Origin of the sequence: Arthrobacter sp. OV608 (assembly GCA_900110595.1) — a bacterium.
Lineage (GTDB): Bacteria > Actinomycetota > Actinomycetes > Actinomycetales > Micrococcaceae > Arthrobacter.
This window is the reverse complement of record FOEZ01000009.1, coordinates 145,215-171,179: the sequence shown is the minus strand read 5'-3', so window position 1 is coordinate 171,179 and position 25,965 is coordinate 145,215. Positions and strand designations below refer to the sequence as shown.

The following is a 25,965-nucleotide window of genomic DNA, read 5'->3' as shown; positions in this document are numbered from 1 at the left end:
AGGTTGAATGCTAGGCACCCTCATCCCAGCAGGGCCACGGGCCCCTTTGTCTTCAACGACACGAACTCATTCCCCATCAACCGCGAAGAGCCACTAAGTGCGGCTGAGGATTATCGGCGGAGCCAGCCAGTCGCCCCATCTGGCAGCTAACAGCGGTGGGTAAACGACGACGGCGACGCTCCCTCTCGTGGTGCGCGTCGCCGTCGTGATTACTTGGGGAACATGACGATTACTGTCGGCCGATTCGGCTGTAAATATCAGCGTTCTTACGGCGATGGACGCCCGCCGTCACAACGCCCAAGAGGAACACACCGACGATAAAAGCCATGAGTCCGGCAGCGAGCGCGTCGGAACCTCCAACCAGCATGGGGAAGTTTATTGCCGCCATCACCAGGACGCTGCCCAGACCTACTGCAGCCAGAATCGGACAAGCGACGGTAGCCCAGGCCGAGGCGAGCCGACCGCCGTTACGACGCATATAGGTTCCCACGGAAATGTTGCAGACAAAGATGATGACCAGGGCGATGAAGCTGGTCATGCCAAGTACCGCCGTGTAGAAGACGAGAGGATCCAGTCCGAAAACAACCGCGGCACCATTGAGAACGAGAGCAGCCGCGCTGGTCGTGATGGAAGCGATGTGCGGCGATCCGTGGCGCTTATGGACCGAGGCCATGCTCTCAGGCAGGATCCTATCGGCGCTGAGGTTGAAAACATATCGAGCAGTGATGTTGTGTGCAGCCAGGATCACCGCAAAAGTACTTGTAACGACCATCACCGCTGCCAGGGTGGCGAGCACGTCTCCGCCGGAGGAGTCAATACTGGCATTCATTGCCCCGGTCGGGTCTTCCTGTGCCAGCCCGACTACTTTATCGATGCCCAAAGAACCTATGAATACCACCGACGACAAAGCGTAAGTTGCCATCGCGATCGCAATGACTGCGAAGGTGGCCCGGGGGATGACGCGGACTGGATTACGTACTTCCTCCCGGAAAAGCACCGTAACCTCAAATCCACCATACATACCGATCGCCAGGAGAACTCCCAGACTGAAGTTTCCGTCAAACCAATGCGCCGGGCTAAGAGGCTCCAAAGAAACTCCAGCACCATTGGCGCCTCCATTGAGGAATACCAAGACGCAGTAGATAACGATGACAGTCAGTTCGGAGAAGAGAAAGATCGTGAGAACCTTTGCTGACAACTCGACCTTGAAGTAACTGAGGACCGCGGAAGCAAGCCAAAAACAGGCCGCCCAGGCATACCAGGGAAGCTCCGGACCGTGCAGAGTGTTTGTAATGAGATCTCCCGCTACGATACCGGCGAACGAGAAAGTGCCGGCATAGACGCAGAAGTAAGCGAGCAACGCGATATAACCGGAGCCCAGGCCTACATGGCGGCCAAGACCTGCAGTGATAAGGGCATAGAAGCCGCCGGGGTTGGGCAGTACCCTTGCCATTCTTGTAAATCCGACTGAGAACAGAGCGAGGATAATGCCGGCCACGACAAATGAGATGGGAGTTCCGATACCGGCCCCCTCCATGACCATGATCGGGATAATTCCGATGACGACTACCATCGGTGCGTTGTAGGCCATTACGCTAAAGATCAGCTGGAAGAAGCCCATGTTGCCAGTGAGGTGCGGCGATTGGGTGGACCGCTCAGCGGCCGCCGGAATCGTCAAATCCATTCAATGTCCCTTCTTGGTTCACGCTTCTTGCATCACCAATGATCGAGGTAAGCCACGTGCGTTATTCAAGCTTGGTGTGACAAAGCGTTTCGCGTTGTTGCCGCACGAACCGAATAGGTGATTTCTCCACGCAAGAGGCGATTTGCGTCGTCTGCCGCGCAGCGTCGGTACGTGATTTCGGAACCGCCGCTCCAGGCGTCGTGTGGACACAAAGTTCAGCGGTATGACACGATATTGGCCCCAACGATTACGCCTCCGGAACTGGCCAAATCACCAAGGTTGGTCGATGGTTTCGTTGCTGTTCCAGCCATGCCTGTGCGTTGGGTTGGAGTTTCCCCGAGCACACGAACCGGCTCTCGGCTCTACTCCAATGTTCACCACTCCGTTTCTGGCCCTAGCCTGTTTACAAAGTGGCCTGGTACGTCTGACGATGTAAACGGGATCCAGATCGACGTACGGGACACGACGCAAGGGGACCCAAAGCATGGGCACGCATTTGACACACTGGGGAGCCTTCGAAGCTGAGAGCGACGGAACGTCTCTACAGTCCGTCAAACCATGGTCTGGAGATCCGGACCCCAGAGACATTCTCGATAATGTCGCCTCAGCGCAACATCATCCAACTCGCGTGCTGCGCCCGGCCGTTCGTTCAGGATGGCTGGAGCACGGACCGGGGAGTGGATCAGGCCGTGGTTCTGAGCCCTTCGTGGAGGTGTCTTGGGAACGGGCCATAGAGCTGGTAAGTGCCGAACTCAGTCGGGTCTACGCGGACTACGGCCCCATGGCTGTATACGGCTGCTCATATGGATGGGCCAGCGCCGGCCGTTTCCATCACACCCAAAGCCAAATCCACAGATTCCTGAACTCCCTCGGCGGATATGTTGCCGGTGTGACGGACTACAGTTACGGGGCCTCCGGCGTCCTGCTTCCTCACGTCATCGCTCCCCCGGTTGAAATTATGGCGAGGGCAACATCCTGGGACGTGGTCAGCCAGAATACGCAACTGTTCGTTGCATTTGGCGGGTTGTCAGAAAAAAACAGTGGAATAGGCCCAGGTGGAATTGGCCGCCATGTCGCCCGCAACGCAATCAGGGACGCGGTTGCGCGCGGCTGCCGCTTCATCGATGTATCACCAATCGCAGATGATACTTATGGGGAGGCCCAGGCCGAATGGATCGCCCCCGTTCCGGGCAGTGATGCCGCTTTGATGCTGGCTCTGGCCTTCGTTTTGGATGCTGAAAACCTCACTGACTCGCAATTCCTTGACCGCTATTGCGTTGGGGCGGATAAATTCTTGTCATACGTACGCGGTGAAGTTGACGGAGCGCCCAAGAACCCCGAATGGGCAGAAAAGCTGACATCGATACCTGCTGAGCGAATCGTCCGGCTCGCGCGGGAGATGGCAGCCTCACGGACGATGATCAACATCAGTTGGTCAATGCAACGGCAGCAACATGGCGAGCAACCTGTTTGGCTCGGTGTGACGCTGGCAGCCATGCTGGGCCAGATCGGGCTGCCTGGTGGTGGTTTCCAGCATGGATATGGCTCCTCAGCAGACGTCGGATTGCCCTTGCGAGTGTCGAGCGCGCCCTCCTTTCCCCAGGGGCGAAACCAAGAACCGTCCTATATCCCCGTAGCGCGGATCTCGGACATGCTGCTCGAACCGGGTAGCCAGATCGACTTCAATGGCAATCGTTTAACTCTGCCCAAAATCGAGCTTATCTATTGGGCCGGGGGCAACCCCTTCCATCACCACCAAGACCTTGCAAAATTTCGTAGAGCATGGTCAAAACCGGCAACTGTCATCGTCAATGAGCAGTTCTGGACGAGTACCGCGCGGCACGCCGATATAGTTCTCCCTGCAACCATGACCTTTGAGCGGAACGATTATGGGGCCGGTCGTAACGACCCTACGTTCTTTCCCATGCACGCTCTAACGGCACCCGCTGGAGAAGCACGGGATGATTTCGATATCTTCGCCTCTGTGGCGGAAAAGATGGGACGGGGTGAAGCTTTCACCGAAAACCGGGACACTATGGGCTGGCTTCGCCATCTATACGACGGGTGGCAAAAGAGGCTCGCTGACAAGGGAACTGTCGTCGTGGATTTCGACACATTTTGGGCGAGCGAGAAAATCGAGATCCCGGTGATAAAGCCGGATCAGGTTCTCTTTTCTGAATTCCGGCACGATCCAATTGAGAATCCACTGGCCACCCCTAGCGGCAAGATTGAGATTTTTTCCTCGACGATCGAAAGTTTCGCCTACCCTGATTGTCCCGGTCATCCCGTTTGGATTGAGCCCGACGAATGGCTTGGATCAGCTGGCGATTACCCGCTGCACCTAATAGCGAATCAACCCAAGACCAAGCTACACAGCCAACTGGACATAGGGGCCACCAGTCAAAAGTCCAAAATACAGGGACGCGAACCCCTTCGAATGAATCCTGAAGATGCCGCTGCCCGGGGACTTTCGGACGGACAGGTTGTCCTGGTTCGAAACAACCGTGGAAGGTGTCTGGCCGGCCTGGTCATATCCGCTGCCATACGTCCGGGGGTTGTCCAGCTTTCAGCAGGGGCCTGGTACGATCCCGCACCCGATGATCCATCGTTCTGCCGCCACGGCAATCCCAATGTGCTGACATCCGACAGGCCGTCCTCAAGTCTTTCCCAGGCCACTACTGCCCAGCACGCGCTCGTGGAAGTCGAAGCATGGTCAGGCGATATTCCTGAGCTGGATGTGCTCACACCGCCCATGCTGGTGCCGGACCACTAAGATGCTGGCCCATTGCTTTTGGCTATGCGCGCGGTTCATCCCTGCACCCGATTACTCGTACCGCATTCGGCCCGAAGAAACGGATTAGTCAATGTCAATTCAGTCCTCTGCCGTCCGCCCCCTCCCTATGATCCAGAAATTGCGCGGTCCATGGCCAGCCTTCCAGCCTATGAAGACCAACAGGCTGCGCTCGAAGCGATGATTCAACAGAGGGAAGGCGTTCTAGGTGAGGATCAGATTACTCGTAATGGGACGTTCACCGTTGGCACGAAGGTCATACAGGGCCAACAGGGACGCTCGGTGACCACGCATCTAATAGGTCCTGCACACCAACCGGCACGTGGTGCCATCGTTTGGTTGCATAGCGGCGGGATGGTTTCCGGGGCGGCTCTCTCACTGGACCTTCCCCAAGTTTTGGACATCGCTGAAGACCAGTCCTTGCTCGTCGTTGCAGTGGAATACGGCCGTGCGCCCGAGCATCCCGCGCGGCCGGAATGCTGGATTCCCTTGATGCCTTTAGTTGGGTCGCAGCTCATGCAGACGAGCTTAACTATCCACGGAACGCCCTTGTTCCTGCATGGACTCAGCGGCGGTGCCGATCTAGCCGCTTCAGTCGCGTTTGAAGCGCGGGCGGTCGGCTTGGACCATGCCGGCTTGGTCATCGATGGGGCCATGATTGACGATCGGATGGAATCGCTCTCCTATCGACAACTGGACAGCAGTTCTGCAGCCCTCGCCAAAATGTACCGCGTGATGTGGGACGCCGTCCTGGGAAAGGCCTCGCCCTCAATACTTGAGGATTATCCACACCTCGCTGCTGGCCGACTCATCGACGAAGATTTCTCCGGCTTTCCACCCGTATTTCTCATGTGCGGCGCCAGTGATGCCTTCCGAGACGACACAACGGCCTTTGCCCAGGCAATCTGGCGTTCCGGTGGCACAGCAGACCTGCACCAATGGGCGGGCACAATACATGGTTCCGATCTGATGGTGCCCGAAGCCCACGTCTCCAAGGAATCGGCAGCCGTCCGGAGAGGGTGGTATGACAGGAGAATGACGAGAATTGAAGAAGACAAGAAACTGTCGCTGGACGAGAAAGTTCAGGCCATCTGAGCGCCTCGTGCTCCTCCTTAGTTCGCCCAACGGTCCTTCGCCGGATGAATGTGCCCCCTGGGACAAGGTCCTTTTCCCGCCTCCACGCTCTGGCCCAAGAGCACAGGTGAGAGTAGCGTCCATTTGAAGAATGTTCACTTGCGACCGTGTGGCGCATCCGGCGCTAAACGGCTGGCGTTTATTCGGAGGGCAGGAATGTCCGGTTGGAATGCTGATAACGCTGCGGGGCCTCTAGGTGCAGGCACGGTAACCCTGGTTGAGGGTTCGTCCTTCTGTATCTCCTTGGGGAATGGAGATATCCATCCCGAGAATCCACATGGTCTTTTTGTCCAAGACACTCGTATCCTGTCGCACTGGAGCTTAACCGTTAACGGCCAGGTGGTAGAAGAGTTGGGGGCTGAAACGAAGGAGCCGTACCGCGCGCTATTTGCGGGACGTGTCCTCAGTCTTAATGGGCATGCCGATAGCCCCCTTATTGTAGAGCGGCTGCGTGAAGTGGGGTCCGGAATCCACGAACAGATAACGGTTCGGAACTACTCGCCGGAGAGTGCGGACTGCCTGGTTTCGCTGAGGGTTGCTGCTGATTTCGCTGATCTTTTCGAAGTGAAGGAGGCGCGACCCAAAAGACGTTGGGACGAAACCCGCCAGAACCGGGGCGATGAGCTGGTTATTCAAGCCATCTGGCAAGATGTCCGTAAGGGCGTTGTTATTCGTGCTCCCGGAGCACAGGTCACGCCCAAAACCCTGACATATAGGGTGACCATCCCACCGCACGGCCGGTGGAGCACAACCCTGACGGTGATGCCCGAGACCCAGGGCGGCAGTCGTCCACCGTCTTTCGTCCACACCGACGGCGAACTCTCCCCCAGTGACCTTCGCCGACAACAGTGGGTGGCCAAGATTCCGATCCTGCAGATGGGGAACCGGTCAATTGAACGGACCATGCGGCGTAGTTATGACGACCTGGGTGCACTCAGGATCGAAGATCCTAACCACCCGGATCGGGTTGTCGTGGCCGCCGGCGCACCGTGGTTCATGACCCTTTTTGGCCGGGACTCATTATGGGCTTCGGAGATGTCGCTTCCAATTGATCCCTCCCTAGCACTGGGGACGCTGCAAACGCTCGCCGACCGCCAGGGCCGCGCAGTGGATCCAATTAGTGAAGAAGAACCCGGCAAGATTTTGCACGAGGTCAGGTTGGATGTCTCAAGCGCACTGGCGCTGGGAGGAAAGGCCACCTACTATGGCAGCGTTGATGCGACCCCTTTGTTCGTCATGGTTCTCGGATCGGTTAGCCGTTGGGGCTTCGCCGCGGACACCATTGCTGCTCTGCTGCCTCACGCAGACCGCGCGCTGGAATGGATTCAGAAATACGGGGACAAAGACGGCGACGGTTTCGTCGAATATGAGCGCCTGAACAACCGAGGGTTGATCAATCAGGGCTGGAAGGATTCCTGGGACGGTATTAATTTCGCAGATGGCAGTATGCCCGAGCCACCGATAGCCCTGTGTGAGGTGCAGGCGTATGTCTATGGAGCCTACGCAGCCCGCGCCTGGATGGCTTATGACGCCGGAGACGATGCCCTGGGGAACAAGTACGCCGATCTTATGGTGCAGTTGAAGAAGCGCTTTAACGAGGAATTCTGGATGCCGGAACGTGGCTATTACGCCGTGGCCTTGGACGGCAAGAAGCGCCAGGTCGACGCTTGCGCTTCCAACATGGGTCACTGCCTGTGGCTCGGACTTGTGGATGAGGACAAGGCGCCGTCGGTGGTAAAGCACCTCATGTCCCCCGAAATGTTCAGCGGATGGGGAGTCCGAACCTTGGCCACGGATATGGGCGCGTACAACCCCGCCAGCTATCACAACGGTTCCGTTTGGCCACACGACAACGCCATCATCGCAGCCGGACTCCTCCGGTACGGGTTCGTGGACGAGGCGCAACGGATCTCAACCGCTCTGCTGGAGGCGGCCGAGTTTTCCGGTGGCCGCCTCCCGGAATTGTTTTGCGGTTTCAGCCGGGATCAATTCGCCGTGCCTCTGCCCTACCCGACAGCATGCTCGCCTCAGGCCTGGGCATCAACGACGCCCATCCTACTGGTGACAAGCCTCATGCGGTACGACGCACACGTATCCCAAGGCGGAGTATGGATGGACCCAGCCCTCCCCGCATCTTTTGGCGACGTCCACATCACCAATGCACCCATGGCCGGCGGCAGGATCACCATCGACATCTCGAACTCCGCCCCATTAGTGCAGGGACTACCCCCACACTTGACTTTTCATCGCGGGCACAGGCCATGGATCACGGAGCTGGTAGACCAAGCCGATCGACGCCGCAAGGGCTAGCATCTTAGCGGCAAGCCAAGTCCTCGCTGCCGTTGGTGCAGATTGCTGACACGAGCAAACTCCTTCGAAACCTGACAAGCCGGTCCTCCACGGGGACGTGAACCTACGGGCAAGATTCCAATGCATCTACGTCTTGATCTTCGTGTGCTTCACTCAGCCGTGGCTCCGCTGTCCGCATGATACGTCAGAGTGACTGACCATCGCGGCCCCGTCGATAAACCCCTTGCCGGCCAGGCTTTGGCAATCGAAAGCGTGGGAACAAGAGGTCCTCGCCCGCATTGACCGGTTACCGCATCCTTTTGGCTGAGACTCCGAAGAAACTTACTTTATGATCCGCAATTATGTTAGCGTAGGTGCATCGTTATTTCATCGGTGCGACCCGAAACCGCCGACCAAGTCTCCTGGACTAGAAGAGCAGAGGGCATAAAATGTCATTGGATCCAACCCAACGCAACTCGCTCGTTCTCCCAGTTGTGTGCGCACCCATGGCGTGGGTATCAGGGCCGGAGTTGGTCCGCGAAGCGTGCAAATCAGGAATCATGGGCGTTCTGCCCCGACACAACGCCGCTGACATCACGCAATTCGGGGACTGGCTCCGTCTGATCCGCCGCGACCTTGACGAGCACCACCAACGAAATCCCTCAGCGATCATCGGTCCCCTGGCAGTGAATTTCTCTAGACGCTGGACCGATGATGAAATGAGAGCAAACCTTGATCTCTGCGCTCAGTACGGTGTAGACGTAATCGTCAGTGCCATGGGCGATCCGACCGAACTCACCAGGACTGTGCACGGGTGGGGTGGCAAGGTCTTTCATGACGTCACGAGCATGCGTTTCGCAGAGAAGGCAATCTCTGCCGGCGTCGACGGCCTGACTTGCATTGTGGGCGGAGGAGGTGGTCACTCGGGGCTACTCAGCCCATTCGTCTTTATTCCGCAGGTGCGAAGCATGTTCGATGGCACAATACTCTTGGCCGGGGCAATTTCAACCGGCGCCGCGATAAGGTCCGCTGAGATCCTCGGGGCCGATCTTGCGTATCTGGGGACTCGCTTTATTGCGACAAAGGAGGCTAATGTTGACCCCGCCTATCGGCGGATGCTTGTAGAGTCGAGGTCGACTGACCTGATCTATACAAGCAGTGTCACTGCCGTTCCGGCCAATTGGTTGAAGCCCTCGCTCGCCTCAATCGGTTTGAATCCCGAGGAACTTCCGGTCTCATCCGGCCGCGGCAATTATGACCATCTGCCACCCAACACCCGACCATGGCGTGACATCTGGAGCGCCGGCCAAGGCATCGACCTTATAGACGATGCTCCTTCAGTATCTGAACTGGTTCAACGCCTGCGCATCGAGTACCAGGTTGCCTGCCAGATTCCCGAATTTCGCTCATTCCACGAGAAGGGGTAGTAGCGATGCTGTTGGAGCTGAGCGATTTGGAAGCTGTGACGGGGCTACAAAATTACGCGTTCGGCTATGCCGAAGTAGCACCAAGGATCCATTCGGCGGCGTGGAAAGCTCCGACCGCGGCGGCCGTCCGAGGTGCGGACCGCCTACTCGGCAGCGTCGACCGAATGCGAAATCCGCTCAATTCCCCCGCCGGATTGCACCACTACCCTAACCACATAGAGCGAGGCTCTCATTTGGGAGTGCAGCCATGACAGAGCTCAGGACCGACAGCCCAGCACCGGGGGTCCTCCGCTGCCGGTTGGACGGAATGGAGACTTTGAACGCCCTTGATGATCCAGTCAAGCGTGCCTTGTTGGAGCAAATTCTCCGGTCGGCTTCAGATCCTGAGGTGCGGGTCCTGATGCTGACGGGTACTGGCCGCGCGTTCTGTTCCGGTGGCGATATTCAAGGCATGGGGAAACGCACTCCCGCCGAGATGAACCAAGTGCTGACTTACGGCCGCCAGATCACTGAAGGCCTGTCCAACCTGCAGAAGCCCGTCGTAGCCGCCGTGAATGGCATCGCTTCGGGAGCAGGTTTCAACCTTGCCCTCGCCTGCGACCTCATCTTGGCGGCACCAGACGCTTGGTTCCAGCAGTCTTTCGTAAAAATGGGACTCATGCCCGACATGGGGGGAACTTATTTTCTCGCCCAATCCATCGGGCTACACCGTGCCAAGGACGCGGTGCTGAACATGCGCAGGTTCTCCGCGCATGAAGGCAAACAGCTAGGTTTCGTTGCCGAGGTGCTGGAGGGTGAGTCGTTCGATGACCAAGCCGTGACGTACTGTGCAACGCTCTCCCGACGAGCCCCTTTGGCCCTGGGACTGACCAAGCTCCTTACCAACCGCTCTGTGGACGGCACCCTCCGCGATGCACTGGACCGTGAGGGTCTTGCGCAGGGAGTCCTCGCTGCCACTGACGACCACAAACGTGCAGTTAGCGCTTTTCATAGCAAAGAAGACCTCGACACCATCGAGTTCAAAGGTCACTGAAGCAACACTGATCCCGGCCGAGAGGACAACGGCACTCCCTGCCCTCGATCGTTCCGAAACGTGATCCACTCAACAGCCCAAGGCGTCCAATTCAGGTGCAGCGCGTTCCCTTGTAAGAGTATGTGCTGGCCTGGCGACAACTCAACCGCAGGACCGGGCCGAGAAGCCAGGCGATGCCTGTCCCCGGCTGGGACGACGCAAGCGCTGAAGCTGCGTCCTGAAGATTCGAGTCCGCTTGCGGTGGCTACGGTCGGTCGATGTCCGTGAAGATCTCGAGCACGTTCTTGGCATGGGCGGTGGCGTCGTAGGGCATGCTGCCGATGCCCTTTGTGGTGGGTCGGGCAGTGACGGGTTCCCACAAGCGGTCGGTGTCGCCCGATGCGAGGGCGAGGAGGGCGTCCCGAACAAATGTGTCGCGGAGAACCTGATCCTGGCTGGCGCCAGGTCGCCTCTGACCAACGATGCCGTACATTTCCGTGCCGTGGACGGAATGCGCGCCTTGAACAGGGCCGACAGAGAGTAGATACGCCCGTCCTCCGGCAGCCGCGTGCGCAAGCGCGCCGCGTGCCTGGGGCAGGGTGAAAGAGTAGTCGGTGAGCAAGGCGCCGCGAACCTGGACTGGGGTGAGCGCGTCGGTATTGTATGCGGCGATGATTTTTTGAGCGCGGCTGCGGGGTAGGCGGTTGCGGGTGGCGAATTCCTCGACCAGGTCCTCGATGCTGCCGGGATCGAAATCTTTGGTCCGGTGCAGGACCCACCAGTCGGTCTCGTGGGTGGTGCTGCTGAACAGAATGTCGACGTCGCGATGTCGCCCGGACTCGAGGGCTCGCATGGGATGATCGGCGAGGATCCCGTTCGGCTGGGTGCGGTCATCGACTATGGCGATGACCTCATTGTCGACGCCGTGCGCCGCGCCAGGGTCTGACGATTGGGTCTTACTCATCGTCGCGGCGAGGAGCTCCGCGTCTATGTTCAGGAGCTGTGCTGGATCGTCCTGGACACCGAACGCAGTGAGGACCGCTAGTGCGCGCTCCTCTGCCCCCCAAGCCGGCACCAGCCTTGAGGGCATGCCGGAGAAGGCGGCGATATGGTGGTAGAGCCCGTCGGCCGACGGTGTGGCGAGCAGTGCAAGGGCGGAGAAGGCGCCGGCACTGTGGCCGGTAAGAGTGACGTTGTTGGGATCTCCGCCGAAGCGGGCGATGTTTTCCCGCACCCACTGCAGGGCTGTAATGATGTCCTGCAGGCAGAGGTTTGAGGCTTCCTCGAGCGCACCCCCGTACTTGGAGAGGGAGAGCGCTCCGAACGCTCCGAGCCGGTAGTTCAGGGACACCCCGATGGCCTGTCCAGTCGCGGCGAGTCCGGATGCGTTCGAGGTGGTCTGGGTGTTCGCGCCGAGCATCCAACCGCCGCCGAAGATGTAAACGACGACAGGGAGGGGCGCCTCCCCGGCGTCTTCAGGCGCCCAGACGTTGAGGTTCAGACAGTCCTCACTGAATCCGTTATCGGCTTCGAGCCAGCTGGTGTCCCCCGCTTGGAGTGGTGCCGGCCCCTTCTGGTTGTAGGGCAGATCGGGGTTGAAGGGCAGCAGGGTGGGCCGGCGGAACCGTTCGGCGGCGGCGTATGGAATGCCCAGCCAGGAGCGAACTGCGTGTTCATTGGTGAGGGTGCTGCTGGTGTCGGTCACAGGTGAGTCCTTTCCAAGAGCTCAGTCGGAGTCTGGTGTCGTGGAGTCGTTGAGGGTAGAAGCGTTTGGGATGGCGTCCCGGAGCTGTGCCCAGTGACGGAGCCGTTCACCGATGGCGCGTTCGTATCCGTTGGTTGTGGGTTCGTAGAAGGTCTGCCGGGGCATGCCGTCGGGGAAGTAGTCAGCGCCGGAGAATCCGGTGTCGGTGTCCGGGTCGTATTGGTAGTCCCTGCCGTAGCCGAGGTCCTTCATCAGCCGCGTGGGAGCATTGAGGATGTGCGCAGGTGGCATCAGTGACCCAGTGCGCTGCGCTGCGGCACGGGCCTTGTTGAAGCCGCGATACACGCCGATCGACTTCGGGGCAGTTGCAAGGTAAAGCACGGCTTGCGCGATTGCCAGTTCGCCTTCCGGGGAGCCGAGGCGCTCATAAACGTCCCAGGCGGCGAGCGCCTGCTGTACCGCGTTCGGGTCTGCCATGCCGATGTCTTCGGTGGCGAAGCGAGTGATGCGGCGGGCAATAAACAGCGGGTCCTCGCCGCCGTCGAGCATTCTGGCTAACCAGTACAGTGCGGCGTCCGGGTCCGAACCGCGCATCGACTTGTGGAGCGCCGAAATGAGGTTGTAGTGGCCTTCCTGCGCTTTGTCGTATTGGGGTGCGCGCTTCTGTACGGCCGTGGCGAGGGTCGCCGGATCAATGGGCACCGGGAGCGACTGGATCTGTTCGATCATGTTCAGCAGGTACCTGCCGTCTCCGTCCGCCATGGCGATGAGCGCCTGTCGGGCGTTCCCGTCCAGTGGCAGGCGTGCGCCGAGGGTGTCTTCTGCGCGATTAATGATGGTGCTGAGCGCTGTATCACCGAGGCGCTTGAGGACAAATACCTGGCAACGGGACAGCAATGCGCCGTTGAGTTCGAAGCTGGGATTTTCGGTGGTTGCGCCCACAAGGACGATCGTGCCGTCTTCGACGTAGGGCAGGAACGAGTCCTGCTGGGCGCGGTTGAAACGGTGGATCTCGTCGACGAAGAGCAATGTTCCCTGCCCGATCTCCCGTCGGCGCTGGGCTGCTTGGAAGACTTTGCGAAGGTCCGCAACCCCGGAGAACGTGGCCGAGAGAAGCTCGAACACCAGGTTGGTTTGCTCTGCGAGGAGGCGGGCCATGGTGGTCTTCCCGCAGCCGGGAGGGCCCCACAGGATCATCGAGACGAGTCGTTGCGTATCCACCATGCGCCCGATCGGGGCATCGGCGGCAAGGAGGTGGTCCTGGCCGACTACATCGACCAGGGTGCGCGGGCGCAGTCGGTCGGCAAGGGGCCTGGAGGAATCGTCCATCTCAAACAGCGACGGGGGCTGCTCGCTCACGATCGCTCCTCGGCTCGGCGGCCGAAGGCGAGATCATAGGAGTCCTGAACTAGGTTTTCGATGAACCGCTTTGTGATGCCGGGTCCGGATGCGACAGAGATCCAATGCCGTTTGTCCAGGTAGTGCCCGGGGGTGATCGTGTCAAAGTCGCGGCGGAGCGCGTCTGCGTGATTCGGATCGGCCTTGACGGTGATGATCTGCTGATCCGGTTGGTCCTCGGTGATGATGAGGAACACCTTGTCACGCACCTTCCATACATCCAAATGCGGCGCGAACGGCCGGCCACTGCTGACCTCCCCCAACGCCATTGCAGTATCGCGGGCGGTCTGTTGCAGGGTGTCGCCGGAGAGGGTCATCTGTCTGCCCTGCCAAACTGGGCGGGATCCACGGGACGGTTCGCCCTGGGCAGATTTTCGACGACGAGCAGATAGGATTCTGTGACTAACTCCTCAATGAGGGTCTTCTTCAGGGTTCCCCCCGGGTGCAGCGTGATCCAGTGCTGCTTGTTCATGTGATAGCCGGGAGTAATGTCGTCGTGCTCCTCGCGGAGCGCCTTGCCGTCTTGAGGGTCGGCCTTGATGATCACTATGGGTTGGCCCGTGACCTCGGTCATCAACATGAACAGCTTGCCCCGTACCTTGTAGACGTCCCACTCTGAACCGAACGGGTGCTCCAGATTCGCGCCGGGTAGTTCTTGCACCCTCGCCCGAGCAAGCGCCTGCAGCTTTTCGCCATTCACGGGATGACCTCCGTCCTGTAGTAAATTGTAGGAAAGTACGTACACGCGTACGCATTTCCTCTACGCGCAAGTGTACGCACAGCTGTACGCACTAGGTCAAACATTGGAGAAGAGTATGCGCCGAGGGAAGCCGAACGACCCGGAACGCCGTTTCCGGATTCTGCAAGCGACGCTCGATGTAATCAGGTCCGGGGGCATGAGCGCCGCGTCTTACCGGGGGATCGCTGAACACGCAGGGGTGCCGCTGGGGTCGATGACGTACTACTTCCCCACCCTTGAGGGCCTCATCTTGAGTGCCCTGGATGCAACCCGCGTTGATCTCGAACCCCGTTATGCTGTCCCTCTCGGTGAAGCGCGTACTGAGGCCGATGTCGTTGATGCACTCGTCGAGGCGACGATCGGCGCGACGAGCCCCAGCCTCGACGACATCCGCCTCTATGAGGAGATACGTCACTACGGCGCGCGGAACGCGAAGGTGGCAGCCGTCCTTCAGGCAGTTGAGGACGATGCCCTCGTAATGCTCCATCGGGTGCTGCCGACCAGCACTGCGATTGCTGTTAATGCTCTGCTGTGGGGTTGGTGGAGCCACCGCCTGGCACACCCGGACACGGAACTGGACGAGGTAGCAGTGCGGCAAGCCTTCGGAGCCTTGGTCGCCATCCCCGCCCCCGGTCACCCATTCCACGAAAAGGAGCAGAAACATGCTTGAAACGATGCGCGCCATCCGACTGGCCGGCCCCGTCGCGCCCAGCGGCCTCACCGTTTCCCAGGTTCCAATCCCCGACGTCGGGCCTGGTCAGGCGCTCATCCGCGTGATGGCGTTCGGCGTTAACGAATCCGAGGTCACCAGTCGAAAAGGGCAGTCCGGGCCCGATTTCTCCTTTCCCCGGATCCTGGGCATCGAAGCCGTTGGGGTCGTCGACGCCGTCGGCGAAGGTGTTGATCTTGTCCATGGGCAAAAAGTCGCCACAATGATGGGAGGACTCGGTCGCGCCATCGACGGCAGCTACGCGGAGTATGTCGTGGTCGACGCGGCCAATATCATTCCATTCGACTCTGACTTGCCGTGGGGCGTCGTCGGGGCGCTCCCGGAGATGCTTCAAACCGCACACGGTTCGATCTCAGCCGGACTGGAATTAAAGGCCGGCCAGCACGTCCTTGTTCACGGCGGCACCTCAACGGTGGGGCTCGCCGCAAGTGCAATCGCCCACCTGCTCGGCGCGACAGTAGTTGCGACCACGCGAAACCCAGCGAGCCTGGAACTCCTCACCCGGGTGGGCGCCGACCATGCCCTGCTCGATGACGACACCCTGCCTGACGCAATCCGCACGATTGCACCAGACGGCCTCGACGCCGCACTCGAATTCGTCAGCGCCACGGCCCTGCCTGACACGCTCTCCCTTATTCGACCCGGAGGGACAGTGTGCTTCGTCGGAGCCCTCAACGGAGACTGGACCATCCCTGACTTCTCGCCGTTCACCATCCCCACGGGCGTCCGGCTAGCCAGCTACAGTGGCGAAGCCAAACACCTCCCCGCAGCCGTATTGGCAAAGTACCTTCGCGCCATCGAAGCCGACTCACTCGACATCGTTGTTTCCGGCACCTACGCAGGCCTCGAAAAGGTGGCAGAAGCACAGCAAGACCTTGACTCCGGTCATCGCCCCGGAAAGAGGGTCGTCGTTCTCGCCGAAGCCTGACCGTGCACCCCGCTCCAGCCGCTCATGCGCTAATCCTCTCTCGGCCATCAGACTTACCTTCCGGATGGTAAAGTTTGACGGTGCGAGAAAGCCAACGCCCCCAAATCCTTGACGCAGGCCTGCGAATAGCGGGCTCCGGCGAGGGTGCCACCATCACCCTCGAACGGGTTGCCATTGAAGCTGGGCTAACCAAACCCGGCCTTATGTACCATTTTCCGAACCGTGATGCACTCATGGTTGCTTTGGTCGAACATGCAGCCATCCAGCTGCGGCGAAGAATGATTAAGCTCCTCAGCACGAGCCTGGAGATGGCAACGATAGCTGACCGGTACCGCGCCTACATTCAGGCTGCGGCCGATGGGGAGAACATGCGCGCGGAATGGGCCCTTTGGTTTCAGTCCGCATATTGGCCCGAACTGCAATCGGCTTGGACCCGCCAACTTGAACCCTGGTTGTCACTGCCCGACGGAACGCCTGCCTGGCAGCGCACCCGGCTCCTGACCGCGCGCCTGGCAGCGGATGGATTATGGGCCGCCCAAGCCAGCGGTGTACTTAGGCCAAGCGCGGCCGATCGATCCGTAATCCTGGCGCAACTGATCGACTTGACCCGTGACGGAGAAGCAGAGTGAAGAAATGGCTATCGCTCGGCGGTGCCGTCCTGACGGAGGTAAGCGCTACCCTCGCCCTCAAAGCCGCCATGGAAACGCCGGGCTGGTATGTGCTGGTCGTCGTCGGATACATCGCCGCCTTCAGCCTGCTCACAGTCTGCCTGCGGCTGGGCATGACGATTAGCGTTGCCTATGGCGCATGGGGCGCAGGTGGCGTGACCATTACCGCGCTTTTGTCCGCCCTCATCTTTGACGAAACCCTGACTTGGCTGATGGGCCTAGGCATGATGTTTATCCTCGCAGGCGTCGTAACAGTCGAGCTCGGATCGCAAAACGCCAAGCGCCTCCGACAAGCGAAGGATGCGCAATGAGCTGGGTTTTCCTGAGCTTGGCCATCGCTACTGAAGTTGGTGCCACGATGTCCCTGCGGGCTTCGGAAGGGCTGAAGAAGAAGCTGTGGCTTTTTCCCACCGTGTCCGGCTATATCTGTGCATTTGTCTTCCTCAGCTTAGCCTTGGCCGAAGGGCTTGCACTCGGAGTGGGCTATGGAATCTGGGTTGCCTGCGGTGTCGCGCTCACAGCGTTATCGGCCCGTGTCTTCTTCAAAGAACCCCTGACACCACTCATGGCGTTTGGGATACTACTCATCGGAGCCGGAGTTTTGGTGGTCGAGGTCGGCGCCAGCCACTCTCACTGAGCGTCGAGGTCTCCTGGCCAACAGTGACAACGGCCGGGTGGAGATGATCCAGCGTGGCCACCATGCTGCCCCTCGGACACGGATCGCTTCTTGCCCCAATGTCAGGGCCAGAGGCGGAGGCGCGTATCAGCCGACTTCAATTCTCGCATCCTGCTCCTACCTGGATTTAGTCGAAGCCTGCGGGATTAGGGGGCTCGGCCTAGAATCCATTTCAGCAGCGACTAACGGGATTCCAGACAGAAACATCCAGGTCGCTGGCAGGCTTCGTCATAGGGTCCTATCAGCGTCCGCGCACCGTCGGCTGTTTCTCTTCCTCCTGATTGCAACGCACCTGATTCATTGGGAGCCGAGTTTCGAGATTTCATTGTTCAGCCCTCTCCCAGTGCGGTCACTCTTCACGTCTGCGGCCCTTCCGGCGCTAGCTCAACCTATGAGCCAAAGATTTCCACTGTTGACGTTCCGCGTTTCCAGAACGTTAAAGCCCAAGTACGGTCGATTCCGTAGCTGGCCTGTAGAACACAGCCCCGACGTGTTTCGACTGCAACCTCGCTCGTGTCCTCAGTTGGAGGAGATGGTTAGGCGTTGTGGACTCGCCCGAGCACTCGGCCGGCGACCTCGCCGAACCCGACCACGAGTTCGGCGTGACGAGAAGCAGGATTGAGACGGCATTCACCTCTCTCGAAGTCACTGCAGGATCCATCCTCGGCGCGCGAAGCAAGGGACGAGACTCACACGGCACCGCGCAGAAAATCGGGGGCTCTACAACCTTGCGACTGTTCTGTTGGCGAATGTCTTATGGATCACCCTGAATATAACTGCTTGAGTATCCCTAGCGATGCAAGACCGCGGCCTTTAGGCCTTACAAACAGTCCATTCCGACCTCACCTAGCATCAGTGAATCAACGGAGGATACCAATGTCCACTGGAGACCAGAGATTTGGGAATGCCACCGGCGCCCCTCTTGGCAAACAGCGTTTGGCAGTAAGCGACATCCGCATCGTCAACAAGGCCGCGCTGAGGCGCGCTGTCGCCGGAACCGTCGTCGGAAACATTATCGAATGGTATGAGTTCGGAGTATTTGCCTACCTCATCACCGTCATGGGCCCCGTCTTCCTGCCGCAGGCCGACCCGACAGTCCAGGCCCTGTACCTATATGGCACATTCGCAGTAACGTTCGTTGCCCGACCGCTGGGCGGCGTATTCTTCGGGTGGCTGGGAGACCGGATCGGGCGACGGAAGGTCCTCACGTTCACACTGCTCCTGATGTCCGTCGCCACGTTTGCTACCGGCCTGCTCCCGGGCTACGCCGTCATCGGGCTATGGGCCCCGGCGCTTCTCGTGTTCCTAAAACTGCTGCAAGGGTTCTCGGCCAGCGGAGAATACACCGGTGGTGCGACTTTCCTCAGCGAATATGCACCGGATCGGCGACGGGGTTTCTATGTTGGATTTATGGGCTCCAGTTACCTCGGATTCGCCTTTGGAGCCGGTTTGGTAGCTCTACTACAGCTGAGCCTTAGTCAGGACGCAATGCAGTCCTTCGGCTGGCGTATTCCGTTTCTCATCGCTGGGCCGCTTGCCGGCATAGCCCTGTATTTCCGCTATCGGATCGAAGAGTCACCTACCTTCAGTGCCGTCTTGAAAGAGCGGGCTAAGGAATCCCGGAAAACCGGTGAGTTGGCAAAAAACCCGGCTATCGTGCAGGTCATTCGGACCCACGGGCGATTCATTCTGCCGGTAATGGGCGTCGCAGCCGCGGGCAATGTCATTGCCTACACCATGACGTCGTTCACTCCGACGTATCTGAACCAGACGCTTGGGTTCCAAGGATCCCTCGGCACGCTCGTGATCTTTCCCCTGTTCGTCCTCGCAGCCTTTGCAACCCAGTTCTTTGCCTCGCTCTCGGACAAGATAGGCAGGAAGCGGATCTTGTACATCGGCGCCATCCTCGGCGTCATACTTCCGATTCCGGCGTTTATGATGATGGGGTCCGGTCAGGTCTGGGGCGCACAGCTCGGAACACTTTTCATTATGATCTGCGCGACCCTCTTTTCGTCGAGCTACGCTTCTTCGCTGCCCGAGCAGTTCCCTACCCCATCGCGTTCCAGCGCTCTCGGGCTCGCATACAATGTGGGAAATGCTGCCTTTGGCGGCACAGCTCCCCTGGTTGTTGCAGCGCTTATCGGAGTTACCGGGAACAAGATGGTGCCTGCCTACTACCTGATGGCTGCTGCCGTTCTGGGACTAATTTCCGTCTTCTTCCTCAAGGAAACCAGTAGAAAGCCACTAAATGGGTCCATGCCCAACGTGGAAACGAGAGAAGAGGCTCAGTACCTGGTGGATACCCAGGACACCAACAACCTCCTCGATTTAGCGGAACTGCCTCGCACCCTGGTCTCTCATTCGGAGGCTGATCACGGAAAGCGAATCTGATCGTTCCGAGAGGGCCTCTTGGCTATCCAGCCGCGGACCTCAATGGGACGTCTCCACAGCCTCGATGACCCTAATTTCGAGATGAACTAAGACGGGGCGCCTGGACGCCATTCTTGGAGTATCTAAGCCGCCAAAGAATTTTGGAGCCCAAGCAGCAGCTACGTGGCCTGGGAGCACCGGACAGCAGTAGTCGACTGGAGACGGACCCGTGGGGTGACCAGCAGTCAGGGCAAGGGCAGATTGCCAACGGTCGCAGACCGTGATGACAACACGCTGGCTTTCGGTATAACCATCTCCGACTCGATCCGGACTTTAACCGCCTTAGAACAAGAAGAAGATCCCACGATGAACCACTCGCAGACGGCCACGACCGAGCTCGAACTTGTGAAGATATAGAGCCTCCAAACAATGAGGCCGGAAGGCAGGTACTTAGTTCATGCATCGCTTTGAAGAACGCAACCTCACAAGCTCAGGGTTGCGTAGCACAGTGCTGGGTTTCGGCGCCATGGAGCTACGGGGGGCCTCGCACCGCGTGCCTCGACTGCTGGAGGAGGGAGTTGCAAAAATACTCCTCAATACGGTGCTGGACGAAGGTATCCAATTTATCGATACTTCGATCGACTATGGAGAGAGTGAGGAGCTGATCGGGCGATATATAGGTCATCGTCGGTCGGAGTATCTGCTTGCGTCCAAAGTGGGATGTCCGCTGGACCATCAGCCTGGTGGCCCGACCAACGGCCCTCTCGTCCATGATTATTCGCCAACGAATATCCGGGCAGGAATCGAGCAAAGTCTCTCGCGTCTGCGCACCGACTACTTGGACCTGGCGCAGGTTCACATTGGGCCCTCTGTGGCGGTTCTTCAACGAGATGACGTCTTGGGGACCCTGGAACGCGCCAGGGACGAGGGCAAGGTGCGAGCGATTGGCATATCTTCGACTTTTCCGGAACTCCTTGAGCACATCGACCTCGGCGTATTCGAGACATTTCAAGTCCCCTATTCCGCACTCGACCGTTCTCTTGAACAGCGTCTTCCGCTCATCAACGCAACCGGCGCGGGCGTCATAGTGCGCGGAGGAACAGCACGCGCGGCGCGTGCCAAACGGACACAGGACAGCTGGCATGCGTCACCCGTGGATCTTGACGTGGACGACCTGCTGGATGGCGACAACCTGCAGGGATTCCTCCTTCGCTTCGTGGTGTCCCGCACCGAAGTGTCCACCGTGATCGTGGGAACAGCGTCTCCGGAGCATGTCCGAGAAAATGCCAAGGCTGCAGCTCGAGGAGGTCTGCCGGAGGACGTATATGCAGAAGCACAGCGGCGATTGGATATTGCTGGATTCCGCACTTCGGATCCACGTGATCAAGCCTCTTGAGCACGCCGCACCCATGCTTAGGTCCAGCCATTCCCGCCGGGAGGGCAAGGAGCGCAGCTTCAACGGCTCCAATGAGGGAGCTGGCGGCGGCGCACGGCTCTAGCCTGAACCAGGCCGTGGACACTGTTCCCATGTAAACCGGTACCAACGAAGACACAGCCCGGGTATCCATCAAGAAGTACAGCGCCTAGCCTGAAGAAGAGTCGTGAATCCTTGAGCAGCTTCGGCCTTTCCCAACATAACCTCCGGCAGGAAGCGGTTTGGGGTCCGCGCCATATAAGACCTCCCTTTTGGAACATCCCATGTGGCGAATGTCGCTACTGTAGGCGGCTCCTCCCCCGCCATATGCACCAGAGCAACCGTTCACACGTCCACTTAAACAGTCCTTCCACTGCGGCCCGGTACTTCGATGGTTGCCTTCCAGGTAACTGCGGGTCAGCCTTTTTTCGTAATCAAGGACAAGGATCTGATTTCTCAATTCTGTATACATGGGGGGCATTTTTTGGCAATAGTCGAAAAATTCTTCCCGTCAGCGTATACACTCGAAGAATGCGCGCCAGTGATCGGGCCTACAACGCCCTACGGGAAGACATCATCGAGTGGCGCCTGCGGCCGGGAACAGTTCTAGCAGAAGTCGAGCAGTCCGAACGCCTCGGAGTGTCCCGGACTCCCGTCCGGGAGGCGCTGGCCCGGCTCACCGCTGAGGGATTGACGGCGCCAGGCGGCCGCGGAGTCGTCGTCACAGATATCTCCCTGGACAGCATCGACGAACTGTTCGAACTACGCGAAACCCTCGAAGTCAGGGCCGCGGCCCTCGCCGCCCAGCGTGGGGAACCGGGAGTGTTCGCCGAGCTGCACGCGCAACTGCTGCGGGCCCCTGCACTCCTCAGCGACGACGACCCCGCGCGTCACGAGTACTACGCCCTGGTGAGCCGTTTGGACGACGCGATCGATACTGCGATCTCCAATTCATACCTGGCCAATGCCATGCGGAGCCTGCGCGTCCACTTGGTCCGGGTCCGCCGCCTGGCAGCCGACGACTCAACCCGGCTCCAGGCAGCAGCCGCGGAACACGCGGCGATTGCCGAGGCCATCGCCGCCGGCAACCCCCGGCTTGCAGAAGCTGCAACCACAGTCCACCTGCACCGCAGCCTCACCCACGTCAAAGACAACCACACCCCTGCTTAGAAGGAGCCCCATGGTCAAGGAACACCACGTCCGTGTCTACAAGAGCGAAGAGCACCTCTCCCGCGAGGAGCAGCTGGCCTACAAGATCGCAGTGGTCGCCGCCGACCCCGTTCCCGTCAGTGCCGAGGTGACCGAAATGGTCATCAACCGCATCATCGACAACGCCTCCGTGGCGATTGCCTCGCTGAACCGGGCCCCGATCGTCGCGGCTCGGGCACAGGCACTGACCCACGCACCGTCCGCGACCGGCAAGGGTGCCCCCGTGTTCGGGATCAGCGATCTGGTCTCCGCCGAATGGGCCGCCTGGGCCAACGGTGTGGCTGTGCGTGAACTGGATTACCACGACACCTTCTTGGCCGCCGATTACTCCCACCCCGGGGATAACATCCCGCCGATCCTGGCCGTCGCCCAACACGTGGGCGCCAACGGCGCCGATCTGGTCCGCGCCATCGCCACCGGCTACGAAGTCCAGGTGAACCTGGTCAAGGCCATCTGCCTGCACAAGCACAAGATCGATCACGTCGCTCACCTCGGCCCTTCGGCCGCTGCCGGTATCGGGACGTTGTTGGGGCTTGACGTTGAGACGATCTTCCAGTCCGTGGGCCAGGCACTGCACACCACCACCGCCACCCGGCAGTCGCGCAAGGGCGAGATCTCCACCTGGAAGGCCCACGCCCCGGCCTTCGCAGGAAAAATGGCGGTCGAAGCCGTGGACCGTTCAATGCGCGGGCAGACGTCCCCGGTGCCGATCTACGAAGGTGAGGACGGCGTGATCGCCTGGATGCTGGATGGCCCGGACGCCTCCTACATGGTTCCGCTCCCTACTCCCGGTGAGGCAAAGCGCGCCATCCTGGACACCTACACCAAGGAACATTCCGCCGAGTACCAGGCCCAGGCCTGGATCGACCTCGCACGCAAACTCCACCGCGAACACCCGGAAATCACGGACCCTGCCAACGTGAAGTCCGTGCTAATCAGGACGAGCCACCACACCCACTACGTCATCGGCTCCGGCGCCAACGATCCGCAGAAGTACTCCCCCACCGCCTCGAGGGAGACGTTGGACCACTCCATCCCGTACATCTTCACCGTCGCGCTGCAGGACGGGTCCTGGCACCACGTGGACTCCTACTCCCCCGAACGCGCCGCCCGCCCGGACACGGTGGAGCTCTGGCAGAAGGTGTCCACCGAGGAAGATCCGGAATGGACCCGCCGTTACCACTCCCTCGACATTTCGGAGAAAGCCTTCGGCGGGTCCGTGGAAATCACCCTTATCGACGGCACCGTCATCACCGATGAGATCGCTGTCGCCGACGCCCACCCCCTAGGCGCCCGCCCGTTTGGTCGCGAGCAGTACGTCAACAAGTTCTGTGCACTGGCGGCCGGTTTGGTGGAGGAGGACGAGATTGCACGGTTCCTTGCCGCCGTCGAGCGCCTCCCAGAACTTGCAGCGGGTGAGTTGGACCAGCTGAACATCACCGCTGCCCCGGGCGTCATCGACCTCAATGCCGCACCCAAGGGACTGTTCTAAATGCTGTACTCCAAAGTCACACCGGAACAGAAGAGGATCAAGCTCCGGAAGCTGCTCAACTCGGGGAGTGTGCAGCAATTCCCTGGCGCGTTCAACCCGCTATCGGCCCGGCTGATCGAGGAAAAGGGCTTCGCGGGGGTTTACATCTCCGGGGCCGTCCTGGCCAACGACCTCGGCCTGCCGGACATCGGCCTCACTACGCTCACCGAGGTAGCCATCCGGGCCGGGCAGATCGCCCGCATGACCGACCTTCCCTCACTGGTGGACGCCGATACCGGCTTTGGGGAGCCCATGAACGTGGCCCGTACCATCCAGGAACTCGAAAACGCGGGGCTGGCGGGCTGCCACATCGAAGACCAGTACAACCCCAAACGCTGCGGCCACTTGGACGGCAAGAACGTCGTCGGCATCGACACTGCCACCAAACGCATCCGCGCCGCAGCCGACGCCCGCCGTGATGAGAACTTCCTCATCATGGCCCGCACCGACATCCGCGCCGTCGAAGGAATTCAAGCCGCGCAAGACCGGGCCCGCGCTCTCGTGGATGCCGGAGCGGACGCGATTTTCCCCGAAGCCATGAATGACTTGAGCGAGTTCCAGGCCATCCGCGACGCCGTCAACGTGCCCATCCTCGCCAACATGACCGAGTTCGGCAAAAGCGACCTCTTCACTGTCAAGGAGTTGCAGGAGGTAGGCGTGAACATGGTTATTTACCCTGTCACACTCCTCCGCATTGCCATGGGCGCTGCAGAGGCCACCCTGGAAACAATCAAGAAGCTGGGCACCCAGGAAGTTCGAGTCCCGCAGATGCTTACGCGTGCACGCCTCTACGAACTCGTCGACTACGAGGCGTACAACCACTTCGACACCGGCATCTTCAATTTTGAAGTGCCCTCCCTGTTTAGCCCGACGAAGGAGTCGCGATGACTGTTCAGCAAGAAACCGTAAAGACACCAGAGATCCGCAAGGGGCTGGCAGGAGTTGTGGTGGACTACACCGCCGTCTCGAAGGTCAACCCCGAGACCAACTCGCTACTGTATCGCGGGTACCCGGTCCAGGAACTGGCGGCCAAATGCAGCTTTGAACAAGTCGCCTATCTGCTCTGGAACGGTGAACTGCCCAACGACCGGGAGCTCGCAGCTCTTGTTGCCGTGGAGCGCGCGGGTCGGGCACTAGCGTCTGACGTCAAGACCGTCATCGATAGCCTGCCCACCACGGCGCACCCCATGGACGTCTGCCGTACGGCAGCATCCGTACTCGGCGCCCGCCATAAACTGGCCGAGGATTCCACTCCCGAGGCCAACATGAAAAAGGCCATCGACCTCTGGGCAGCAATGCCCGCAGTCGTCGCTTACGACCAGCGTCGCCGCCACGGCCAGGATGTCATTGAACCCCGGGATGACCTCGGCTACTCTGCCAACTTCCTCTGGATGACCTTCGGCGAAGACCCCGCGGACGACGTGGTGGAGGCGTTCAACGTCTCGATGATCCTCTACGCAGAACACTCCTTCAACGCCTCCACCTTTACCGCCCGTGTGGTCACCTCCACCCTCGCGGACCTACACTCCGCGGTCACTGCGGCGATCGGCGCGCTGAAGGGACCACTGCACGGCGGAGCCAACGAAGCCGTAATGCACACTTTTGACGAAATCGGTATACGCGGGGAGGAAACCCTGGAGGAAGCCGCCACCCGCGCCCATGCCTGGATGGAAGACGCCCTCGCGCAGAAGAAGAAGGTCATGGGCTTCGGACACCGCGTCTACAAGCACGGCGACTCCCGGGTGCCCACCATGAAAGCCGCGCTCGACAAGATGATCGCCCACTACGGACGGCCGGAACTCCTTGGGCTGTACAACGGTCTCGAGCAGGCCATGGACTCGGCAAAGTCCATCAAACCCAATCTCGACTACCCCGCTGGCCCCACCTACCATCTCATGGGCTTCGACACCCCAACCTTCACTCCTATCTTCGTCGCCAGCCGCATTACCGGTTGGACCGCACACATCATGGAACAGCTGTCAGACAACTCACTCATCCGCCCGCTGAGCGAGTACAACGGTCACAAGCAACGTTCCATGTAGCTGGCCGCATTTGCTGCCCCAATTCCAGCGGTGAGGCGCCGGATGATCACCCGGATCATCTACTATTCGCAACGATTACGGCGCCTCACCGCCGGTTGAAGCGTTGCCTCGCTCCAAACGGTCAAAGACCGTGCGCACGAAGACTGGAGTCTTGGGCAATCGCCAAGCCTTTTCCATCCTTGACACGGCCACCGGTGTTATCCAGGTAGCAGGCCTGT

Annotated in this window: 21 protein-coding genes; 16 read left to right on the top strand and 5 right to left on the bottom strand. The window is 59.8% G+C overall.

All coding sequences use genetic code 11. The features are described from left to right. Positions 1 to 229 precede the first annotated feature (229 nt). Positions 230 to 1,684: an APC family permease gene (locus BMX78_RS13830; RefSeq protein ID WP_091420241.1), complete on the bottom strand. Its 1,455-nt coding sequence runs from the start codon at positions 1,682 to 1,684 to the stop codon at positions 230 to 232. A 484-nt stretch (positions 1,685 to 2,168) separates the two neighbouring features. On the opposite strand from BMX78_RS13830, the gene BMX78_RS13825 reads away from it, so the two are divergent. The 5 genes from BMX78_RS13825 (at position 2,169) to BMX78_RS13805 (ending at position 10,358) form a co-directional block, all read left to right on the top strand. Beyond that, entirely contained in the window at positions 2,169 to 4,457 is a 2,289-nt protein-coding gene (locus BMX78_RS13825) for a molybdopterin-dependent oxidoreductase (protein WP_091420239.1), read from the top strand. Positions 4,458 to 4,607: 150 nt separating this feature from the next. After that, positions 4,608 to 5,570 carry an alpha/beta hydrolase fold domain-containing protein gene (locus BMX78_RS13820; RefSeq protein WP_170850815.1) on the top strand — a complete coding sequence of 321 codons (963 nt, stop codon included), beginning with the start codon at positions 4,608 to 4,610 and terminating at the stop codon, positions 5,568 to 5,570. 195 nt (positions 5,571 to 5,765) lie between these two features. After that, positions 5,766 to 7,919: an amylo-alpha-1,6-glucosidase gene (locus tag BMX78_RS13815; RefSeq protein WP_091420236.1), complete on the top strand. Its 2,154-nt coding sequence runs from the start codon at positions 5,766 to 5,768 to the stop codon at positions 7,917 to 7,919. A 428-nt stretch (positions 7,920 to 8,347) separates the two neighbouring features. Next, positions 8,348 to 9,325 (top strand): NAD(P)H-dependent flavin oxidoreductase, encoded by a 978-nt coding sequence (locus BMX78_RS13810; RefSeq protein WP_091420234.1) that lies wholly within the window; start codon positions 8,348 to 8,350, stop codon positions 9,323 to 9,325. Positions 9,326 to 9,572: 247 nt separating this feature from the next. Beyond that, positions 9,573 to 10,358 (top strand): enoyl-CoA hydratase/isomerase family protein, encoded by a 786-nt coding sequence (locus tag BMX78_RS13805; protein ID WP_091420232.1) that lies wholly within the window; start codon positions 9,573 to 9,575, stop codon positions 10,356 to 10,358. A gap of 244 nt (positions 10,359 to 10,602) precedes the next feature. Here the strand turns inward: BMX78_RS13805 and BMX78_RS13800 are convergent, their stop codons facing one another. Genes BMX78_RS13800 through BMX78_RS13785 form a run of 4 tightly spaced genes read right to left on the bottom strand, consistent with a single transcriptional unit; the run spans position 10,603 to position 14,185 of the window. Then, complete coding sequence (locus BMX78_RS13800; protein WP_091420231.1) at positions 10,603 to 12,042, bottom strand: carboxylesterase family protein; 1,440 nt, start codon at positions 12,040 to 12,042, stop codon at positions 10,603 to 10,605. 21 nt (positions 12,043 to 12,063) lie between these two features. Continuing rightward, positions 12,064 to 13,401 (bottom strand): replication-associated recombination protein A, encoded by a 1,338-nt coding sequence (locus BMX78_RS13795; protein ID WP_286138979.1) that lies wholly within the window; start codon positions 13,399 to 13,401, stop codon positions 12,064 to 12,066. Then, entirely contained in the window at positions 13,398 to 13,757 is a 360-nt protein-coding gene (locus tag BMX78_RS13790) for an MmcQ/YjbR family DNA-binding protein (RefSeq protein WP_091420229.1), read from the bottom strand. The genes BMX78_RS13795 and BMX78_RS13790 overlap by 4 nt, the downstream gene beginning before the upstream one ends. After that, a complete protein-coding gene (locus tag BMX78_RS13785) occupies positions 13,754 to 14,185 on the bottom strand; it encodes an MmcQ/YjbR family DNA-binding protein (protein ID WP_502686295.1) in 432 nt (143 codons plus the stop codon). Before BMX78_RS13785 ends, BMX78_RS13790 begins: the two co-directional genes overlap by 4 nt. A gap of 70 nt (positions 14,186 to 14,255) precedes the next feature. On the opposite strand from BMX78_RS13785, the gene BMX78_RS13780 reads away from it, so the two are divergent. The 11 genes from BMX78_RS13780 (at position 14,256) to BMX78_RS13725 (ending at position 25,747) form a co-directional block, all read left to right on the top strand. Next, a complete protein-coding gene (locus tag BMX78_RS13780) occupies positions 14,256 to 14,849 on the top strand; it encodes a TetR/AcrR family transcriptional regulator (RefSeq protein ID WP_091420227.1) in 594 nt (197 codons plus the stop codon). Then, positions 14,842 to 15,837 carry a zinc-binding dehydrogenase gene (locus BMX78_RS13775; RefSeq protein ID WP_211482573.1) on the top strand — a complete coding sequence of 332 codons (996 nt, stop codon included), beginning with the start codon at positions 14,842 to 14,844 and terminating at the stop codon, positions 15,835 to 15,837. Before BMX78_RS13780 ends, BMX78_RS13775 begins: the two co-directional genes overlap by 8 nt. An 80-nt stretch (positions 15,838 to 15,917) precedes the next feature. Next, positions 15,918 to 16,466 carry a TetR family transcriptional regulator gene (locus tag BMX78_RS13770; RefSeq protein ID WP_170850813.1) on the top strand — a complete coding sequence of 183 codons (549 nt, stop codon included), beginning with the start codon at positions 15,918 to 15,920 and terminating at the stop codon, positions 16,464 to 16,466. Next, the gene (locus BMX78_RS13765) at positions 16,463 to 16,816 is read left to right on the top strand and encodes a DMT family transporter (RefSeq protein ID WP_091420224.1); all 354 of its coding nucleotides are present in this window, start codon (positions 16,463 to 16,465) and stop codon (positions 16,814 to 16,816) included. The genes BMX78_RS13770 and BMX78_RS13765 overlap by 4 nt, the downstream gene beginning before the upstream one ends. After that, positions 16,813 to 17,142 (top strand): DMT family transporter, encoded by a 330-nt coding sequence (locus BMX78_RS13760; RefSeq protein ID WP_091420222.1) that lies wholly within the window; start codon positions 16,813 to 16,815, stop codon positions 17,140 to 17,142. The genes BMX78_RS13765 and BMX78_RS13760 overlap by 4 nt, the downstream gene beginning before the upstream one ends. 915 nt (positions 17,143 to 18,057) lie before the next feature. Next, positions 18,058 to 19,572, top strand: a complete 1,515-nt coding sequence (locus BMX78_RS13755) for an MFS transporter (protein ID WP_170850812.1) — start codon at positions 18,058 to 18,060, stop codon at positions 19,570 to 19,572. Between the two features lie 436 nt (positions 19,573 to 20,008). Next, entirely contained in the window at positions 20,009 to 20,947 is a 939-nt protein-coding gene (locus BMX78_RS13745; protein ID WP_091420217.1) for an aldo/keto reductase, read from the top strand. Positions 20,948 to 21,496: 549 nt separating this feature from the next. Next, a complete protein-coding gene (locus BMX78_RS13740) occupies positions 21,497 to 22,135 on the top strand; it encodes a GntR family transcriptional regulator (RefSeq protein ID WP_091420215.1) in 639 nt (212 codons plus the stop codon). Positions 22,136 to 22,145: 10 nt separating this feature from the next. Further along, complete coding sequence (locus BMX78_RS13735; protein ID WP_091420213.1) at positions 22,146 to 23,666, top strand: MmgE/PrpD family protein; 1,521 nt, start codon at positions 22,146 to 22,148, stop codon at positions 23,664 to 23,666. Continuing rightward, positions 23,667 to 24,593, top strand: a complete 927-nt coding sequence (gene prpB / locus BMX78_RS13730) for a methylisocitrate lyase (protein WP_091420211.1) — start codon at positions 23,667 to 23,669, stop codon at positions 24,591 to 24,593. Next, the gene (locus BMX78_RS13725) at positions 24,590 to 25,747 is read left to right on the top strand and encodes a bifunctional 2-methylcitrate synthase/citrate synthase (RefSeq protein ID WP_091420210.1); all 1,158 of its coding nucleotides are present in this window, start codon (positions 24,590 to 24,592) and stop codon (positions 25,745 to 25,747) included. Before prpB ends, BMX78_RS13725 begins: the two co-directional genes overlap by 4 nt. Positions 25,748 to 25,965 lie beyond the last annotated feature (218 nt).

Excerpts from the sequence above, each read along its gene's own strand:
- BMX78_RS13830 (WP_091420241.1), bottom strand. The coding sequence starts at position 1,684 with ATGGATTTGACGATTCCGGCGGCCGCTGAGCGGTCCACCCAATCGCCG.
- BMX78_RS13825 (WP_091420239.1), top strand. The coding sequence starts at position 2,169 with ATGGGCACGCATTTGACACACTGGGGAGCCTTCGAAGCTGAGAGCGAC.
- BMX78_RS13820 (WP_170850815.1), top strand. The coding sequence starts at position 4,608 with ATGGCCAGCCTTCCAGCCTATGAAGACCAACAGGCTGCGCTCGAAGCG.
- BMX78_RS13815 (WP_091420236.1), top strand. The coding sequence starts at position 5,766 with ATGTCCGGTTGGAATGCTGATAACGCTGCGGGGCCTCTAGGTGCAGGC.
- BMX78_RS13810 (WP_091420234.1), top strand. The coding sequence starts at position 8,348 with ATGTCATTGGATCCAACCCAACGCAACTCGCTCGTTCTCCCAGTTGTG.
- BMX78_RS13805 (WP_091420232.1), top strand. The coding sequence starts at position 9,573 with ATGACAGAGCTCAGGACCGACAGCCCAGCACCGGGGGTCCTCCGCTGC.
- BMX78_RS13790 (WP_091420229.1), bottom strand. The coding sequence starts at position 13,757 with ATGACCCTCTCCGGCGACACCCTGCAACAGACCGCCCGCGATACTGCA.
- BMX78_RS13780 (WP_091420227.1), top strand. The coding sequence starts at position 14,256 with ATGCGCCGAGGGAAGCCGAACGACCCGGAACGCCGTTTCCGGATTCTG.
- BMX78_RS13775 (WP_211482573.1), top strand. The coding sequence starts at position 14,842 with ATGCTTGAAACGATGCGCGCCATCCGACTGGCCGGCCCCGTCGCGCCC.
- BMX78_RS13760 (WP_091420222.1), top strand. The coding sequence starts at position 16,813 with ATGAGCTGGGTTTTCCTGAGCTTGGCCATCGCTACTGAAGTTGGTGCC.
- BMX78_RS13755 (WP_170850812.1), top strand. The coding sequence starts at position 18,058 with ATGTCCACTGGAGACCAGAGATTTGGGAATGCCACCGGCGCCCCTCTT.
- BMX78_RS13745 (WP_091420217.1), top strand. The coding sequence starts at position 20,009 with ATGCATCGCTTTGAAGAACGCAACCTCACAAGCTCAGGGTTGCGTAGC.
- BMX78_RS13740 (WP_091420215.1), top strand. The coding sequence starts at position 21,497 with ATGCGCGCCAGTGATCGGGCCTACAACGCCCTACGGGAAGACATCATC.
- BMX78_RS13735 (WP_091420213.1), top strand. The coding sequence starts at position 22,146 with ATGGTCAAGGAACACCACGTCCGTGTCTACAAGAGCGAAGAGCACCTC.
- prpB (WP_091420211.1), top strand. The coding sequence starts at position 23,667 with ATGCTGTACTCCAAAGTCACACCGGAACAGAAGAGGATCAAGCTCCGG.
- BMX78_RS13725 (WP_091420210.1), top strand. The coding sequence starts at position 24,590 with ATGACTGTTCAGCAAGAAACCGTAAAGACACCAGAGATCCGCAAGGGG.